We start from the raw sequence: 15,667 nt of genomic DNA, 5'->3' as shown, positions 1-15,667 counted from the left end.
GGCGACGGTTGCTATGTCGCGCGCTTCTGAAGCGGTCGGCAGGAAAGCTGCTCGGCTTCTCGCTCAATCTGCGATCGTGATTTTTGCGGTCGAGTTGAGCTGCGGATCTCATTCGATAACGTTGCTCACGTCGCCACAATCTGATTGTCATCGTTGGTCTGTTCTGCAGATGGAGCATACAATGCTCGAACGAAATATTCGCACTTGAGGTGTCTCCCGACGGGGCTGGCAACCGCCCGAACGGGACAACCTGTCGCGGTCTTGCTCTTGATGGGGATCGAACCGTCAACCCCCTACACAAACGTGGTCGATCAGCTTAGCGGCAGATTTTCTGGCCATTCTTGCGCGCCATGGAGTACGCGAAGAATTCGAACTGCCGTCTCGGCAACGGCGTAGGCGGCGATATAAGGCGTGCCATTGATGACGAGTTCGCGTGTCCCGGCAATTCGACCCACGCGCCCACTGGCAGGAAAATCGAGCAAGCGACGGGCGGCAGCGGCTATCCGTTCATCGATCAACACGGCAGCGGCGGGATTATCTGCCTCGACGTATGTGAAGATGGCGTCACGATCCGACAACGCAAAAGCAGACCAAGTAAGCTTCACGATTCTGGCACACCCGCTTTAAGGCGGGCTGCCGCTCGACGTTTGACAAAGTGCGCCTCGGCCTCGTCGTCCGATAAATCCGGTCGAGTATCGTTTAACGCTTCATGCACCTTGGTCCGAAACCAAGCGTCATGCGCCTCACTGCCGGATAAAAGTTCAAGAGGCAGAGCGCCCTCGTTAGCGGTCCGGGTGAGCATGATACGAACCGCATCAGATACCGTGAGGCCCATGCTTTCAAGGACGGCAGAAGCACGATCCCTGACTTCGGAATCAATACGTGTTTGTACGAGAGCGTTTGCGGCCATGGCTGTCTCCATATTCAAGGAGAATGTAATGCAAATGAATGACGCTTTCCAGCTAGAATTTCACGCTGTCATTCCCCGTTCACGATTCTCGTTTGCTCTTGATGGGATTCGAACCAACGGCCATCCTGTTTTGGATGGGCTAACGCCTTGAATATGCAGCAAGGCTTGATAAATTGAATGCCGAGCCGCAAGACACTACTTCGCGAACTCACGATACAACTCGACCTTCGGTGCGTGCGTATCGATCGTGTCGGTGACCTTGGCGGCCATCGGCAGGTTTTTCTTTTCCGCCTCCCATACCGTCCTAAAGCGTTCAACCGTCTCGCGCGCGGTGTCGATCACCAGCTTCTCGGAAAGCTCCGCTTTCGCAGCCAGATGCGTCAGCTCATCCTTCGACAGCGCCGCCATCTTTTTTGTGCGGGAGAAATTGAGCGCCGCCGTATCTTCCCCCTCGATGTAAGGGATAGTCGACAACAAGTCATACGCTGGCGAGAGCGCAGGGGTGCGGCGATCAGGATAGATGAGCGAGCAGTTCTTCAGGTGCAAGTCGCCATTGCCGATTAGCGTGCTGAAGACTAGACGCCGGATGAATTCCGCCACGTCGGCCGTGCTGGTTTCGATCCCCAGCACGCGGCCGATCATCCGGTAATTGCCCCTATCGTATTTGTGGTCGGGAAAGACGCCGAAGACTTGCGCAAAGTCCTCGATATGCACCGCTCCCTCCGGCGTGCGGTCAAAACGCTTGATCGCCAGCGCCTGCCCATGCAGTTCACCCACCCCCTGAGGCAGGCCGCTCACGGCGTCGAGATCAACCAGCTGGAGCTCAGGCACGTCCATACCCATCATGCGGGCGATGGTCATCATCGCGAACTCATTCTCGGGCACGCCACTATATTGTTGAGACGGCAGCTTCACGATCCACGAGCCGCCCGTGCCCTCGGCCGGAATGGTCAAGCCGCCGCCCTTTTTGTCGTTTTTAAAGGCCGAGAACTTCAGCTGCACACCCGCCAGCGAAAAGCGCAGCGCGTTCGGCCGCGCTTCGACGATAGCCTGCTCGTCATCCGGAGGCGCGTCATCCCCTTTGGAGGGATGCACCGTCACAGCCCCAGGCAGGTCGCGGCCGAGCATCCAGAGCAGGAAGAATTCCCGCGACGGCTTCACACCCGCACGATCAGCGAGGTATTTGCGCAGCGGTCCTTCCGGCAGTAGGTTCGAGAAGAAGGACGGGACCACCGTGTTGTACGGCCTGAACTTCGTGATGAGCGCCCCGAACGGGTCTTTCAGGGACAGGCTAAGCGTCGGCCGCTTTTCGTCTTCGATATATGCATCGTTGAACGCGAAGATGGTGCGCCCGTCCTGCAGATTCGTCAGGGTCGCAACCGGTTCCCCATACAGCCTGACATCGAGTACCGTGACCTTAGGCATTATCATCTTCCTTATCCAGCGCATAGGCCGAGCGAGGGACCGCGTCGTCACGGTCGCGGTGCACCGCGGCATTGCGTAGGTGTCTTATGGCATGTGCGATCCTGCTCAGTTCCTGACGGGACGGCGGATCAGCCTGCCACCGGTCGAGGCGTGCAGTCGCCTCATTGAATGTGTCCATCTCCTCGGCCGACAGAGGAAGATGCCGTAAGAGCGCGAGGCTATCTTTGAATGTATCTGCCTCGGAAGCACTACCGAACCCGTCCCTGTGCTGGGCAAACCACCGCTCAAGGCGCCCCACCAGCTTGCGCTGGTCGGATGTCAGGACATCACTCGATGCCGATGCGCTATCGAGGATATTGCGGATTGCCGGCATCAGTTTTTTCGGGGCAAGGACGATCTCGAGGTCGAGCGCGCGTGCCACATCCACCAAGCTGCCAAGTCCGGGCTCCATGGTGCCCCGTTCTATCTGAGAAATATGGCTTTGCGTCAGGCCCGATCGTGCGCTCAGCTCGCGCTGGCTCATTTTCTGCGCTTCGCGCGCAGCGCGCAGCTGCTGCGTTATATGCTCCGTTTTATATGCCATATCATTATCCTGTATCGCTCGATGCGAAACATACAGGATAATATATAGAGGATTCAGGAGCGATGCAACGTCGATACACAAAACTGTATCAAATTGCTGACTTATATAGCATAATGTATCGTCTTGCAGTCTTAGCGCTTACAGTTACCCATGGCTCCTATTGGCAACCCATCAGTGCGCGCAGCGATGTCACGGTAACGTCTTATGAGGAGCGACCGCGATAGACGCACGTTCATGAGTACTTCGCCAGTCAGCTACAAGCGCCATCATTTCCCAGCCCAAATCATCGCCCACGCGGTCTGGCTCTACTTTCGGTTTCCGCTGAGCCTGCGCCTTGTCGAAGAATTGCTGCTCGAGCGCGGCATTGCCGTCTCCCATGAAACGATCCGCCTGTGGGGAAAAAAGTTCGGCCCGGATTATGCGCGCCGCCTTCGCCGCAAGAAGCCCAGCGGCAACGATGTGTGGCACTTGGACGAGGTCGTCATCATCATTTCCGGCAGGAAACACTGGGTATGGCGGACCGTCGATCAGGACGGGTATGTGCTCGACGAAATCGTTCAGAACCGCCGCAACACCAAGGCTGCCAGACGATTGTTGACCCGTCTTCTGAAGAAGCAGGGATGGAACAATCTTCAGATGGCGTTCTGAGAAGGATGGAGAGACGGCACAAATCGATGTTCGTGGTCAGACTATTCTGAACGAAGCCACCCTCGCCAGAGTAGTAGTCCTGCAGACACCGACATCGGCCTCTTCGTCGAGCAAAGCGTTCTGGCCGATATTGAAGAAGGTCGGCTCACACTGGTCCTAAACGACTGGACGCGACCTTTTCCAAGACTTTGTCTTTACTATCCCGGACGCGGCAACCTGTAAGCGGGCGTGAAGGAGTTCCTAGCGCTGGCAAGGGTTCACGCAATGGTGAACGCCCCAACTGTTGATAGCGGCGCATCTTGTACCGTTGAAAGATGCGCAGCTTTTCTTCTGGCGCCGTGCGCGCTAGTTTTTCGCCTTAATTCCCGTCCAAAGCCTGTTTAGAATCCGCTGTTGCTTCTGACCATAAGGTGAGATCGTGAAGAGCTTACCGAGCACGGCATCCGGCGGGTAAACAGATGCGTTCTCACGAACATCCTTGTCCACAAGCGTTTGCGATGCAAGATTTCCATTGGCGTATCTGACGTAGTTGGAGGCTTTGGCAATGACTTCCGGTTTCATGAGATAATTTATGAATGCGTGAGCTTCCTCTACATTCTTCGCATCCGCGGGGATCGCGAGGTTGTCGAACCACATGTAAGCTCCCTCTTTCGGAATCGCGTACTCCACGTTGACGCCGTTCTTGGCCTCTTGTGCGCGAGCCTTGGCCTGCAGCACGTCGCCGGAAAAGCCAGTGGTCACGCAGATATCGCCCGTCGCAAGTTCGTTGATATAAGCAGACGAATTAAACGATCGCACCGAGGCCCGGATCTTCTTGAAGACTTCAGCGCCAGCTTTGAGGTCAGACGTTTCTTTGCTGTTGGGGTTTTTCCCGAGATAGTTCAGAGCGATGGCCATGGTTTCGTCAGGCGCATCGAGAATATTAATGCCGCATGAGCTCAACTTTTTTGCATTTGCGGGATCAAAGATGATGTTCCAGCTGTCGATCGGGACATTGCCATGAGCGGCTTTTACCTTATCGACATTGTAACCGATGCTCGTCGTACCCCACATATAGTTTATTGCATACTGATTGTTTGGATCATAGACGGCCAGCCTGTCCATGATATCAGGCCAGAGAGTTCCGATATTCGGCAGCTTTGTCTTATCGAGTTTCTGGAACACACCCGCCTTGATTTGCCGGGCAAGAAAAGGGCCTGTTGGCACGACGACATCATAGCCGGAAGCGCCCGCGAGGAGTTTTGTTTCCAATAGTTCGTTGTTATCAAAGACATCATAGACGACCTTGATGCCGGTCTCTTTCGTGAAGTCCTCAAGGATAGACTGATCGATATAATCCGACCAGTTGTAGACATGAACGACGCGATCAGCCGCCATGGCGGACGTTGAACTCAGAAGAACAGCAGCCACTGCTAACCCTTGCAGGGTTTTGTACATTTTGAACCTCGACTTTTTGATATTTGCTCAGTCGACCTTTTAGGGAGCTCCCGGCGGCGCGACAAAGACCAATGCGTGATCCAGCCGTCACCCCCATTCATGATGAGATCGACGGCTGATCTTTGGAGCGAACCGGTTTCATCCATATTTCCAGCGCGCCATGTTGAGTTTCAATTGCATCAATCCGCGATGTGGCTAAGCGACGAGAGAATTTTAGCTCCAGATCCTTCCGTCCAGGTAGCTTTGGTGCAAGCGCATCGCACCGTTCTTTTTGTTCGTGCAGTTGGGAAGACGATGAAGTCACGGCGAACCGTCAGTTTTCCAGCCACAAAATACAAGAGAAACGGGCCTACCTGATATGCAAAAACAACATCGATTTCGACAAATGACCGGCAGGTGAGCAGCGCTGTAACCGCAAACAACAGCAGAGATTCCACATGCCTGCGCCTCGTTAGAAAACGGGCGAGATGGCCCCATAGGGTCGTCAGTACGACCAATATGAGACACACGGTTCCAAAGATGCCGGTTTCGACCGCGGTCTCAATATAGGTGTTGTGGAAATGGAAGCCGCTGCGCGACGGTATGTAAAACTCATCCCACAAACGCTCGGCATCCGCCAGACCGGTCACCCAATAGCCTTGATAGCCTACGCCGAACAAGGGACTTTCACCGAGCGCAGCGATACCCTGTTGCCAAAGATATGTGCGGCCAGTCAACGTGGAATCCTTGCCGAAGCTGCTACCGGCCTGGAGTGTCTCCGAAAAGCAATTCGCCTTAGAAAACAATGCGCACACACTTGTGTTGACCATGGAGCATGGTGCCATCTCACTCGGTTTTCGCGACGCCTGGAACATTACCGCACAACTTCTCTCGCCAGCGCACTGACAAGAAAATAACCACGCATCTCACTGATTCAGATGACTTCGCAAACGACAAGGCGGCGAACTTACATAGCTCGGCGACGCTTATCGAGACTGCCATCCGCGGTGAGACCTGTCCTTCCTGTCAAAAAACGGGCCCCAGCATAGGGACAGTGCCACCCCCGAAGGTCCAGCTATCGAGGACTTTAAAGGAAGAGTTCGCCTGATTGATAATTGACACAGCCTGGTCGAAAAGGCTTTCCCATTGGCTCATCAGGACAGCCCTCAGGCGGCCAGGGCAAGGGGATATCCGGCCAGTTGTGAGAATTTCTGGGCAATTTCGGATGCGGTACCGTGGTCGATTTCCATCTCATCCAGAAACTGGTGCTGGAGTTCGGCTTTCACGTCGGAATAGAACGAGAACGCCGAAGCATCGAAATTCTCAACGCTCGCAAAATCCGAAATCTTCGAAGCGAGTTGCTCAGCCGAAAGGTTCGTCCCGTAAGGAGCGTTCACTGTCGACAGTACCTTAATCGCAACGCTAGACATCGTTATCACAACCAGTTTTCAATAAGTTATATAACAAATGCCCGCCAAAAGCGCAAAAAAACACGCCAGACGTAGGCATGCCACGGCAATTAATCCGGCTTATTCCAGTTCTTGTGACAAGAGCAGTACGAAGCTGCGGCTTTTCTTTCCGGTGCATGTCTACCACTCCGCCAAGAGGCATTTTTCGGCTCAGTGGCCGGCGCGTGCGAGACGGCGGCGTTGGTGAGCGTATTGGTACACTTTGGCCGAGTAGCTCGCAGGAAGTCCGGTCTAGCCGCGCTGCTTTCGATCATTACGAATGCGGGTCCGGCTGGCTTATGGACTGGCCGTCAGTAGAAGCGACTAGCGGTCCGCAATCCCGACTCGTTCCCTCCTTAGAAGCTCGCATTTGCGATCAATCCCCCAAGTGTACCGGAAGGCAGAGCCGTCGCTCCTTGTTACGCGATGGCAGGGGATCGCCACGGCAAGAGGATTGCTCGCGCAAGCGCTTGCGACTGCCTTGCCTCGCTTCCTGCTCCCGATCCTTCGAGCGAGCTCTTCGTACCTCACCGTCTTGCCCGGCGGAATTTCGCGCAGTGCCAGCCACACCCGCCGTTGAAAGGCGGTGCCTCGCAGGTCGAGCGGAAGACTGACGCCAACCTGCGGCGCCTCTACCATCCCAACGACCCGAGCGACGACTTCCTCATACTCGGTGTCGCCCCCTACCAGGATGGCGTTTGCAAATCGCTCCTGCAGGTCGACGAGCAGCGCGTTGGGATCGTCGCCGAGCAGGATGGCAACGACGCCTTTGTCACTCGAAGCGACGACGATCGATCCCAGCGACGTCTGCCCAACGGCAAAGCGGATCCTTTCCCTTCGTCCACCTGCCTGGTAGTCTGAGGGCGCCATTCCAAGCGCTTTGTTCGAGACTGCATAGAACCTGCCGCTCGAACCATAGCCGGCTTCGTAGAAAGTTGATGTCACCGATTTTCCCGGTCGTAGTCCTTCCCGTAGGAGAGCCGCCCGCTTTTCCTGCATGTATGCTCGCGGGGTCATTCCCGTGTGTGCACGGAACGTCCGGTGGAAGTGCCCTTCGCTGATTCCCAGGGCGTGCGCGAGCGCCGCCACGGTCGGCGAGCTGTTTCCGGCATCAATCAGCCTGTACGCCTCGGCGACCAGATCGGCATTCCTCCTTGCGAATTCCTCATCATTGGGACGGCATCGCAGGCACGGGCGAAAACCTGCTCTTTGGGCGTCGGAGACGCACCCGAACCAGCGCATGTTCTCTGGCCGGGGCGGACGGGAGATGCAGGTCGCCCTGCAGTAGACGCCGGTTGTGAGGACGCCGCGGAATGCGAGCGCTGTCGCTTCGGTCAGAACTTCCGCGGCATCCGTCATCAGCCGGCGCTCCTCTGCATCGAGCCGAACGGGTTGTCGATCAGATAGCGCCAGAGCCCATCCGGGCCACGGCGGGCGATGTCCGTTGCGGTCGCCACCATGTTGATCTTCGTGCCGTCCCGCGCCGTGCCGATATAGGACCAGTCGAGGATAAGGGACGCGACGTCACCCGCCACGAACAGGTGACGTTGCGTGATCGACATCTGAAGGCCGAGACTAAAGTATTTTGCGAGCTCCTTGCCGATCGCCTCCCTGCCGACGTGAGCGACCCCTGCGGCGTCTACGATCAATCCTTCCGGGTCGTAGAAACCGAGCATGGTGTCAACGTCGAGCGAGTTCAGGTGTGCAAGGAGCGCCGGGACGATACCTTCCGGCGTCGAGGAGAGTGCGAGCTTGGTAGTCATTAAATGTCCTTCGTTGTTGTTCTGCCCCTGCGAGCGTCCTGACTATGGCGAGGCATCAAGGGGTCGAAACTCCGTTTTCTGATCTCAAATTCGGAATTTCGAGCACTTGATGTGATCACGGGTTGACTCCGATCACAATCATAGACATTTTATATCCACGATTAGGAGATGCAACATGAAATTGAGCGAAGGCGTCGAGCAGGCCATTCACTGCACCGCATTTCTGGCGGGTCTGTCGGAAGACGGCGTCATGTCAGCGTCGGCACTTGCCGAATTGCACGGCGTGTCGACCAGCTATCTCTTGAAGCACCTGCAGGCGCTGTCCGGCGCAGACATCGTTGCGACGACGCCGGGGCCGAAGGGTGGCTATCGGCTGGCGAAAACGCCAAAGGACATCAGCCTTCTCGACATCGTCCTCGCGGTCGAAGGACCGGCGCCCGCTTTCCGCTGCGCCGAGATCCGCCAGCGGGGACCGAACCCATTGCCGCAGCGCTACTTCACAAAGCCCTGCCAGATCAACGCCGCGATGCTGAAGGCTGAAAAGGCCTATCGCGCAGAACTCGCCAAGGTATCCGTCGCGGACCTTCTGGCGGATCTCGGCGCAGACGACGACGGTGGTATCGCCGCCCGCGGATGCGCCTTCCTTGAACTCCACGAACGCAAGACGGGTAATCGCGCCTCGTCATAGGAGAAAGCACCATGAGCAAGATGAAGAAGGTCGTCGTCATCGGCGGCACGGGCCTGATCGGCTCGAAGGCAGTGAAGTTGCTACAGGATGCCGGCCACGAAGCCGTCGTCGCAAGCTCCCGCAACGGGATCAATGCCTACACGGGCGAAGGGCTGGCCGAGGCGCTTGCGGGCGCCGACGCTGTCATCGACGTTTCAAACATGATGTCGTTCGACAAGGCCGTGATCACCGACTTCTTTGGAACGTCGAGCAGGAACCTGACGAGCGCAGAAAAAGCCGCGGGCGTACGCCACCACGTTGTCCTTTCCATTGTCAACGCCGATCAGCTCGCGGCCAATCCCTACATGGCCGGCAAGGTGGCGCAGGAGGAAACCGTCGCGGCGTCGGGCCAATGGTACACCATCGTCCGCGCGACGCAGTTCCATGAGTTCATCGAGACCCTGGCCGGCGCTTATGCGGCCGACGGCGTGGTGAAAGTGCCGGATATCGACTTCCAGCCGATCGCGGCCGACGACGTCGCCGCTGCTCTGGTGGAGGCCGCGCTCGGCGGGCCTAGGAACGGAACCGTCGATCTTGCCGGACCTGAACGGGGACCGTTCGAATCTTTCATCCGGACTTATCTCGATACCAGGGGCGACGCTCGTCCGGTCAAAGCCGACAAGGCCGTCGACTACTTCGGCGCTCCCGTTGTCGCCGGCTCACTGGTTCCCGGCGGAGACTACATCAAGGGCGCGATCACGATCGCCGAGTGGCTCAGAACATAGGAGGGAAAGAATCATGAAGGCCATCTTCAATGCCGCTACGGCACTTGCGGTCTCTCTGGCCACAGCTTCCGCTCATGACGTCGTCAAGCCTGGACTTGTGTACGACACGAAGGACGCAAAGGTGACGCTGGTTTACGAGCATCCCCTCCCGGACGTTCCAGGCAAGAGCGTCAAGGGCGTGCTCGTCGAGTACGGCCCCGGCGGCTACAGTTCCGCTCATACGCATGCAAAATCCGCCTTGATCTATGCGACGGTTCTCGAAGGCGCGATCCTGAGCGCCGTGAACGGTGGCGAGACGAAGACCTTCATTGCCGGTCAGAACTTTACCGAGCTGCCGGGCGACAACCACGACGTCAGCGCCAACGCCAGCAAGACCGAGCCGGCGAAGCTCCTCGCCGTCTTCGTCGTCGACACCGATGACACCGCCCTGACGACGCCGCGCAAGCCTTAGCGCTACCTACCAGACCTACCTCCTCAACTACTGCACAAGCAACGACGGCTTACCCGGCGAACGGAGAACCGTGTCCACGAGAAAGGAAAACGATATGACCCGCATGAACTGGTCCGAAGTCGCCCCCGACGGCGCAAAGGCGCTTCGGCGTCCATCACTACGTCACCAAGAAGACGAACCTGCCTGAAGAGCTGATTCATCTCGTCTTCCTGCGCGTGTCGCAGATCAACGGCTGCGCCCATTGCATCGACATGCATAGTCGCGATCTGCGCAAGACGATGTCAGTCGATAAGATCACGCTTGTTCCGGTCTGGGACGAAGTGCCCCAGCTGTTCAACGATCAAGAACGGGCCGCTCTCGCCTGGGCCGAGGAGGTGACCAACGTCAGCCAGACCCACGCCTCGGACGAGGCTTATGGCGCGGCCGCGTCAGCCTTCGAACCGAAGGATCTCGTCGATCTGACGATCACGATCGCCGCGATGAACGCCTTCAACCGCTTGGGCGCGCCATTCCGGCTTCCGGTGGCGACCAAGGCCTGATCAGCGTCCGGTCATCGCTCGACGAGCACGCTGCCGGTCCGGACAGGTCGACAGGGTGTTCCGCTCACAGAGGCAATCCCAGCAACCGCGTCGCGATCTCCCAGAGGCGGACCGCGTTGTCCTCATCAACGGCGTATCTCGCCACGCCTTTGAAGGGCCCAGGTCCCCGCTCGTCAACGACCGAGGCCTCCTGGCAATCGTCGAAATATCTACCGGAAATGCCTTCGACGAGCGGCGAACCCGCCAGCAGCACCGACGTGGCTGCCCCCTGCTCTATTGTCTTGCGCAAATGCTCGGGGGTTCGCAGGCCTCCGGTGTGCTTCTGAAGCCCCGTGGCAATCGCTCCGGGATTGAGCGCGTTGGACGTTATCCCGTCGCTGGCCCAGTTTTTGGTGATCCCAACGGACAGCAGGATACAGGCTGTCTTCGATTGCCCATAAGCAAGCAGCGGATCGTATGGAATGAAGCGGAAGTCCGGATCGTCCCAGAACACGGGCGCGAACAGGTTGCCAGTCGAGGCGACGGAAACGACACGGGCACCATTTGCCTTGGCTAGATGCCGTCGCAGCGCTAGCGTGAGCGCGAAATGCCCCAGATAGTTCGTGGCGAACTGCATCTCCCGCCCTTGCGCAGTCCGCTGCAATTCCGGAATGGCCATGACGCCCGCATTGTTGACGGGAAAGTGCAAAGGCTCGTTCCAGTTCTCCGAGAATTCCTGCACGGAAGACAGATCCGCGAGGTCGAGGCGCCGAACGCGCAGTTGAGCCGCGGGCATACTCTTTTTCAGCTCAGCGACTGCCTTCTCCGCCTCATCCGGGCGGCGGGCTGCAATCGTCACAGCAGCTCCCGCGGCCGCGAGAGCGCGGCTCGTCTCCAGCCCGATGCCAGCGGCGCCACCGGTTACGATGACGTTCCGGCTGGCGAGGTCGACGCCTTCCAGAACGTCGGCGGCCGTAGATGAAAAGCCGAACGGTATCGGTAAAGTCATGGTTGTACTCCTTCAGTAATCGACTTGTCCCGAAGATAAGCGCATGGCATTCATGAACTAGATGACCACCGTTACACACAATGATGAGATAATTCGAACAGTGGGCCTGCTCCCTGCTGGCGAGCTAGCGGCCTTCCTTGCCGTGGCCGAGCACGGAGGTTTTCGCGCCGCGTCCCGAGTTCTCGGCCAGACGGCGTCGGCGTTGAGCCACGCAGTCGCCGGACTGGAGAGACGTCTCAAGGTAAAGCTCTTCCACCGTTCGACTAGGAACGTCTCGCTGACAGAGCCTGGGCGGAGACTTGCGGAGCGGCTCATGCCGGCGCTCAGCGAAATCGGATTGGCGGTTGAGGAACTGCACGAGCAGGCCGCCTCGCCGTCCGGGCTTGTACGGATCAACTGTGATGCCAACGCAGCCGAGCAAGTGCTGATGCCGCTGTTGACGCGCTTCATGAAGCTGCAGCCGGCAATGCGCTTCGAAATCCGGTCCGAAGGGCGACTGGTCGATATCGCCGAAGGAGGTTTCGACTGCGGCATCCGCGCGGCGGAACTCGTCCCCGGCGAGATGGTCGCAATCCCGATCGGTCCAGACCAGCAGCACATCGTGGTGGCATCGCCCACCTATCTCGACAATGCGCCGCTTCTCGAAAGTCCGTCGGATCTATCGCTTCACCAGTGCATCCAGCTCCGCATGGCGGGCGGATCGATTTATCGCTGGGAGTTTCAGCGCCGCGGCGAGGATGTCGTCGTGGCGACGACCGGCAACCTCGTGGTCGATCAGTCCCGACTTCTTCTGGCCGCGGCTCTGGACGACTGCGGCCTCGCCTATGTCACGCGATGGATGGCCGAGGAAGCACTTGCGGACGGGAGACTCCGGCAGGCGTTAGCCGAGTGGACGCCGCCCTATCCTGGCCTCTGCCTCTACTATCCCAGACACCGCCATATCGGAGCGGGGATGCGGGCCTTTCTGGACTTTCTGAAGGCCAATCGATCGATCTAAGCTCTTGAATGGAATCGAACCGCCGACCGTCAGTTCAGTGGTCGTGTCTTTCTAGAAAGTTTCGCATTTATGCAACTACATGCTCCCCTTAAAAGGCCAGCTTGGTTTGGCAATCTCGGCGGCTTTGCGCCACAAGCTCTCATAAGGAAATCGAATGATACTCTCGTCCATGACTTGAATCTTGCCCGACTAGCGATTGACACCCAATTCAGAGAAAGCTTCGTGCGAGGCTCGCGTCAGTTCGACGATGAAATCCTGCACGACGTGTACACGTGAAGGCGTGTGACGTTTGTCGATCCTCACGGCGTAAAGCGGGACTTCACCGCTACGCCAATTACCTAAAACCTCGGTCACAACACTTCGCTTCCAGTCCTCTATACCGACCCACGCTGGCGCATAGCCTATACCAACTCCAGAGCGGATCATGTCCCACGCAGCTTCTGGATCATCGAACACATGTCGCGCCTTAGGCTGGTGACGGATCGTTTTTCCGTCCAACGGGCTACGGAAACGCCAGCTTTCGACCTGCCCATTTACCCGATTGCGCAAACCAATAAGATCGTGGCTGGCTAGATCAGACGGAGTGACCGGCCGTCCATGAGCGCTGATGTAGTCGGGCGTCGCGCACACGATCCACGGAAACGTACAAAGTTGGCGAACGAAGTGACCGGGCAGTCCTGACACGTCTCCACCTCCGATAGCAATATCGATCCCGCGCACTGCCATGTTGAGGAAATCGGCGCTGAATTCGATCTCTACCGAAATACTTGGGTTCGCACGGAGAAACTCCGGCAGGCGAGGCAGAATGCATCTCTTGGCAAATGAAGGAGGTGCGCTGATACGGACACGCCCCACAGCTCCTTGATGGCCAACTTCACCGATGGCGTCACGGGCTTCTTCCAGATCGCTCAGGAGCTTGATGCCAATAGCCAGTAGACGGTCCCCTTCGGGCGTCGTCGATAGAGAGTGCGTCGTCCTGTTGAGAAGTCTTACCCCGTGCGCCTGTTCCAGCCGACTGACCGATTTGGACATCGCGGAGGTAGAGCTGTTCGACCGCCGCGCTGCCTCCGAAAACGACCCGGCTTCGACGATGCGAGTAAACCAGAGGAGTTGGAGAAGATCGGAAGACAATGGCGGTATTGACATGCAGTCAACACTACCATGGCGGCATTCTGGGTTCAACCCGATCCCGATCGCGGCGATAAGTGACCATCGAAGGCAATCGGACGGCATCGATGTACACCGATCATCCTTCGCCCCTGCGTCAGCGGAGAGCTGCCAGGCCACCTTACCGGAGAAATCGAAATGGCTAAGACATGGTTTATTACTGGCACCTCTTCCGGCTTCGGTCGCGCTCTGGTTGAGCAGCTCCTCGCCCGGGGCGACCGGGTCGTCGGGACTGTACGCAAGATCGCAGCGATGGATGACCTGAAGGCGCGCTACGGTGACCAGCTTTCGGTGGCAAGTCTGGACGTCACCGATATCAATGGGATCCGCAACGTTGTTCGTTCCGCATTCGAGGAGGTCGAACACATCGACGTGGTCGTAAACAATGCGGGATACGGCTTGTCGGGCGCTGCTGAGGAATTGACGGACGACCAGATTCGCCTCCAGATCGACACCAACCTGATCGGTTCCATCCAGGTCATTCGTGCTGTCATCCCTCATTTGCGTCATCAGGGTGGCGGTCGCATTCTCCAGCTCGCATCCATGGGTGGCCAAATCGCCATACCCAACCTCAGCGTCTACCATGCGACAAAGTGGGCAGTCGAAGGCTTCATGGAATCCGTTGCGCAGGAAGTCGCCCCTTTCGGCATCGAAGTCACCATCGTCGAACCGGGTCTGGCACGGACGAACTTCATGGGGGGCAGCATGGTGTCTGGACGGCCGATGGAAATTTACGACGGTACGCCGGTCGGAGACTTCCGTCGCGCCGTTGCAGAAGGTCTGGTCCCGAACAATGGCGATCCGGTCAAAATGGCGAACGCCATGATTGACTCCGTTTACGCGAACCCCGCGCCTCTCCGTCTGGCTCTGGGAAGCGATGCTTACTTCGCCATTCGCGGTGTACTTGTCAGTCGCCTCGCCGCGCTCGACGCTCAAAAGGCAATAGCCCTCTCCACCGACGTTGAAGAGGTGGGATCGTTGCAAAACGTCGCCTGAGCAGCAAGCACCGATAACATCGTCATCACTGCACGGTGATGATTCAGTACCGTGGGTCACAACGTCTCAAATGATTTGGCCTATCGGACACAAGACTAGAGGAAGATCGAATGGTTGCGTTTTCACCCACTGCGTTCGCTGAGTTCTTGAACGACAAAGATGACAAAGCCGTCATCATGTTGAACCTTCTAAGGTTCGATCCCGATGGTGGCCGCGAGAGGCATCTCGAATATCTTAAAATGGCTGAACCGATACTGGCGCGCTTCGGAGCAAAGATTTTGTTTCGTGGCAATGGTCTACCAGTCCTCACGGACGGTGACACGCGCATGTGGGATGCGGTATTACTCGTTCAGTATCCGGGGAGAGCAGCGTTTAAGGCGATGGTTGACGATGAAGAGTATCAACGCGCGTTCCAGGTCGGCGCATCGTCACTTGCCGATATCGTCCTCCAGCCGCTGACGATAGCTGACGAGCTTACTTGATGAGGCGCGCCTCCAAGGCGGCAATGCTTAGTCGGCGGGGAGGTATCTTCCCGCCGCCCGAAACCGGAAAGTTAGGCATGGGAGACGACCGCTTTGGTCCAAACGCAGACATTCTGAACTGCAAAGCTCTTGAAAGGATACGAACCAACGAGCCTTAACCTAATTTTGCTGACATGCTGCTTTTTTGCGCTCGAATGGAAGAGTAGAATTTTCAGCTTAAGATGCAGATAACGCTTCTCGGAGAAACGAATGTTGTACTTGGCGCAGTATATCTCTGAAAAATAAGTGGCAATGAGCTGATTCAGCTGCCCTCCTGACGAACATGCCAGCCGGCTGGCCGTGCGGACCATGATCAATGTCGATAAAGCTAACCACCAGCAAAATAACCAGAGACTGCATAAG

17 protein-coding genes and 2 pseudogenes are annotated in these 15,667 nt (G+C 57.4%); 8 read left to right on the top strand and 11 right to left on the bottom strand.

What is annotated here, in order from left to right:
- Positions 1-311 precede the first annotated feature (311 nt).
- The 4 genes from BLU28_RS24675 to BLU28_RS24660 form a co-directional block, all read right to left on the bottom strand.
- Positions 312-605 (bottom strand): type II toxin-antitoxin system RelE/ParE family toxin, encoded by a 294-nt coding sequence (locus tag BLU28_RS24675; protein ID WP_022557667.1) that lies wholly within the window; start codon positions 603-605, stop codon positions 312-314.
- Positions 602-910, bottom strand: coding sequence for a type II toxin-antitoxin system RelB/DinJ family antitoxin (locus BLU28_RS24670; protein WP_022557668.1), 309 nt, complete (start codon positions 908-910; stop codon positions 602-604). Before BLU28_RS24670 ends, BLU28_RS24675 begins: the two co-directional genes overlap by 4 nt.
- Positions 911-1,105: 195 nt before the next feature.
- On the bottom strand, positions 1,106-2,335 hold the full coding sequence (locus BLU28_RS24665) for a type II toxin-antitoxin system HipA family toxin (protein ID WP_077986086.1): 1,230 nt from the start codon (positions 2,333-2,335) through the stop codon (positions 1,106-1,108).
- Positions 2,328-2,918 (bottom strand): helix-turn-helix domain-containing protein, encoded by a 591-nt coding sequence (locus BLU28_RS24660; protein WP_077986087.1) that lies wholly within the window; start codon positions 2,916-2,918, stop codon positions 2,328-2,330. Before BLU28_RS24660 ends, BLU28_RS24665 begins: the two co-directional genes overlap by 8 nt.
- Positions 2,919-3,152: 234 nt before the next feature.
- On the opposite strand from BLU28_RS24660, the pseudogene BLU28_RS24655 reads away from it, so the two are divergent.
- Positions 3,153-3,539 (top strand): annotated as a pseudogene (locus BLU28_RS24655) (IS6 family transposase); the annotation flags it as partial.
- A gap of 372 nt (positions 3,540-3,911) precedes the next feature.
- Here the strand turns inward: BLU28_RS24655 and BLU28_RS24650 are convergent.
- The 5 genes from BLU28_RS24650 to BLU28_RS24630 form a co-directional block, all read right to left on the bottom strand.
- Positions 3,912-5,003, bottom strand: a complete 1,092-nt coding sequence (locus tag BLU28_RS24650) for a polyamine ABC transporter substrate-binding protein (RefSeq protein WP_077986088.1) — start codon at positions 5,001-5,003, stop codon at positions 3,912-3,914.
- A gap of 179 nt (positions 5,004-5,182) precedes the next feature.
- A complete protein-coding gene (locus tag BLU28_RS24645) occupies positions 5,183-5,812 on the bottom strand; it encodes an O-antigen ligase family protein (protein WP_324615487.1) in 630 nt (209 codons plus the stop codon).
- 336 nt (positions 5,813-6,148) lie between these two features.
- Positions 6,149-6,412: a hypothetical protein gene (locus BLU28_RS24640; RefSeq protein WP_077986090.1), complete on the bottom strand. Its 264-nt coding sequence runs from the start codon at positions 6,410-6,412 to the stop codon at positions 6,149-6,151.
- Between the two features lie 342 nt (positions 6,413-6,754).
- Entirely contained in the window at positions 6,755-7,789 is a 1,035-nt protein-coding gene (gene ada / locus BLU28_RS24635; protein WP_077986091.1) for a bifunctional DNA-binding transcriptional regulator/O6-methylguanine-DNA methyltransferase Ada, read from the bottom strand.
- Positions 7,789-8,193 carry a YybH family protein gene (locus BLU28_RS24630; protein WP_077986092.1) on the bottom strand — a complete coding sequence of 135 codons (405 nt, stop codon included), beginning with the start codon at positions 8,191-8,193 and terminating at the stop codon, positions 7,789-7,791. Before BLU28_RS24630 ends, ada begins: the two co-directional genes overlap by 1 nt.
- Positions 8,194-8,368: 175 nt before the next feature.
- Between BLU28_RS24630 and BLU28_RS24625 the strand changes: the two genes are divergently transcribed.
- From BLU28_RS24625 to BLU28_RS24610, 4 genes and pseudogenes are all read left to right on the top strand, one after another.
- Complete coding sequence (locus BLU28_RS24625) at positions 8,369-8,881, top strand: RrF2 family transcriptional regulator (protein ID WP_063947312.1); 513 nt, start codon at positions 8,369-8,371, stop codon at positions 8,879-8,881.
- Positions 8,882-8,892: 11 nt separating this feature from the next.
- The gene (locus BLU28_RS24620) at positions 8,893-9,645 is read left to right on the top strand and encodes an SDR family oxidoreductase (RefSeq protein ID WP_077986093.1); all 753 of its coding nucleotides are present in this window, start codon (positions 8,893-8,895) and stop codon (positions 9,643-9,645) included.
- Between the two features lie 13 nt (positions 9,646-9,658).
- Positions 9,659-10,096 carry a cupin domain-containing protein gene (locus BLU28_RS24615; protein ID WP_092651432.1) on the top strand — a complete coding sequence of 146 codons (438 nt, stop codon included), beginning with the start codon at positions 9,659-9,661 and terminating at the stop codon, positions 10,094-10,096.
- Between the two features lie 94 nt (positions 10,097-10,190).
- A pseudogene (locus tag BLU28_RS24610) lies at positions 10,191-10,635 on the top strand (carboxymuconolactone decarboxylase family protein).
- A gap of 64 nt (positions 10,636-10,699) precedes the next feature.
- On the opposite strand, the gene BLU28_RS24605 reads toward BLU28_RS24610, so the two are convergent.
- A complete protein-coding gene (locus BLU28_RS24605) occupies positions 10,700-11,623 on the bottom strand; it encodes an SDR family NAD(P)-dependent oxidoreductase (protein WP_077986094.1) in 924 nt (307 codons plus the stop codon).
- A gap of 61 nt (positions 11,624-11,684) precedes the next feature.
- Here BLU28_RS24605 and BLU28_RS24600 point away from each other — a divergent pair, with 61 nt between their 5' ends.
- The gene (locus tag BLU28_RS24600) at positions 11,685-12,620 is read left to right on the top strand and encodes a LysR family transcriptional regulator (RefSeq protein WP_077986095.1); all 936 of its coding nucleotides are present in this window, start codon (positions 11,685-11,687) and stop codon (positions 12,618-12,620) included.
- Positions 12,621-12,809: 189 nt separating this feature from the next.
- Here the strand turns inward: BLU28_RS24600 and BLU28_RS24595 are convergent, their stop codons facing one another.
- Positions 12,810-13,766: a LysR family transcriptional regulator gene (locus BLU28_RS24595; protein ID WP_175477739.1), complete on the bottom strand. Its 957-nt coding sequence runs from the start codon at positions 13,764-13,766 to the stop codon at positions 12,810-12,812.
- 159 nt (positions 13,767-13,925) lie between these two features.
- Between BLU28_RS24595 and BLU28_RS24590 the strand changes: the two genes are divergently transcribed.
- A complete protein-coding gene (locus BLU28_RS24590; protein ID WP_077986097.1) occupies positions 13,926-14,783 on the top strand; it encodes an SDR family oxidoreductase in 858 nt (285 codons plus the stop codon).
- 110 nt (positions 14,784-14,893) lie between these two features.
- Entirely contained in the window at positions 14,894-15,265 is a 372-nt protein-coding gene (locus tag BLU28_RS24585) for a DUF1330 domain-containing protein (protein ID WP_077986098.1), read from the top strand.
- Positions 15,266-15,667 lie beyond the last annotated feature (402 nt).

Origin of the sequence: Agrobacterium pusense (assembly GCF_900102105.1) — a bacterium.
GTDB classification, from domain to species: Bacteria; Pseudomonadota; Alphaproteobacteria; order Rhizobiales; family Rhizobiaceae; genus Agrobacterium; species Agrobacterium pusense.
Note: the sequence above shows the minus strand (reverse complement) of the source record. Positions and strands in the feature narration are given on the sequence as shown.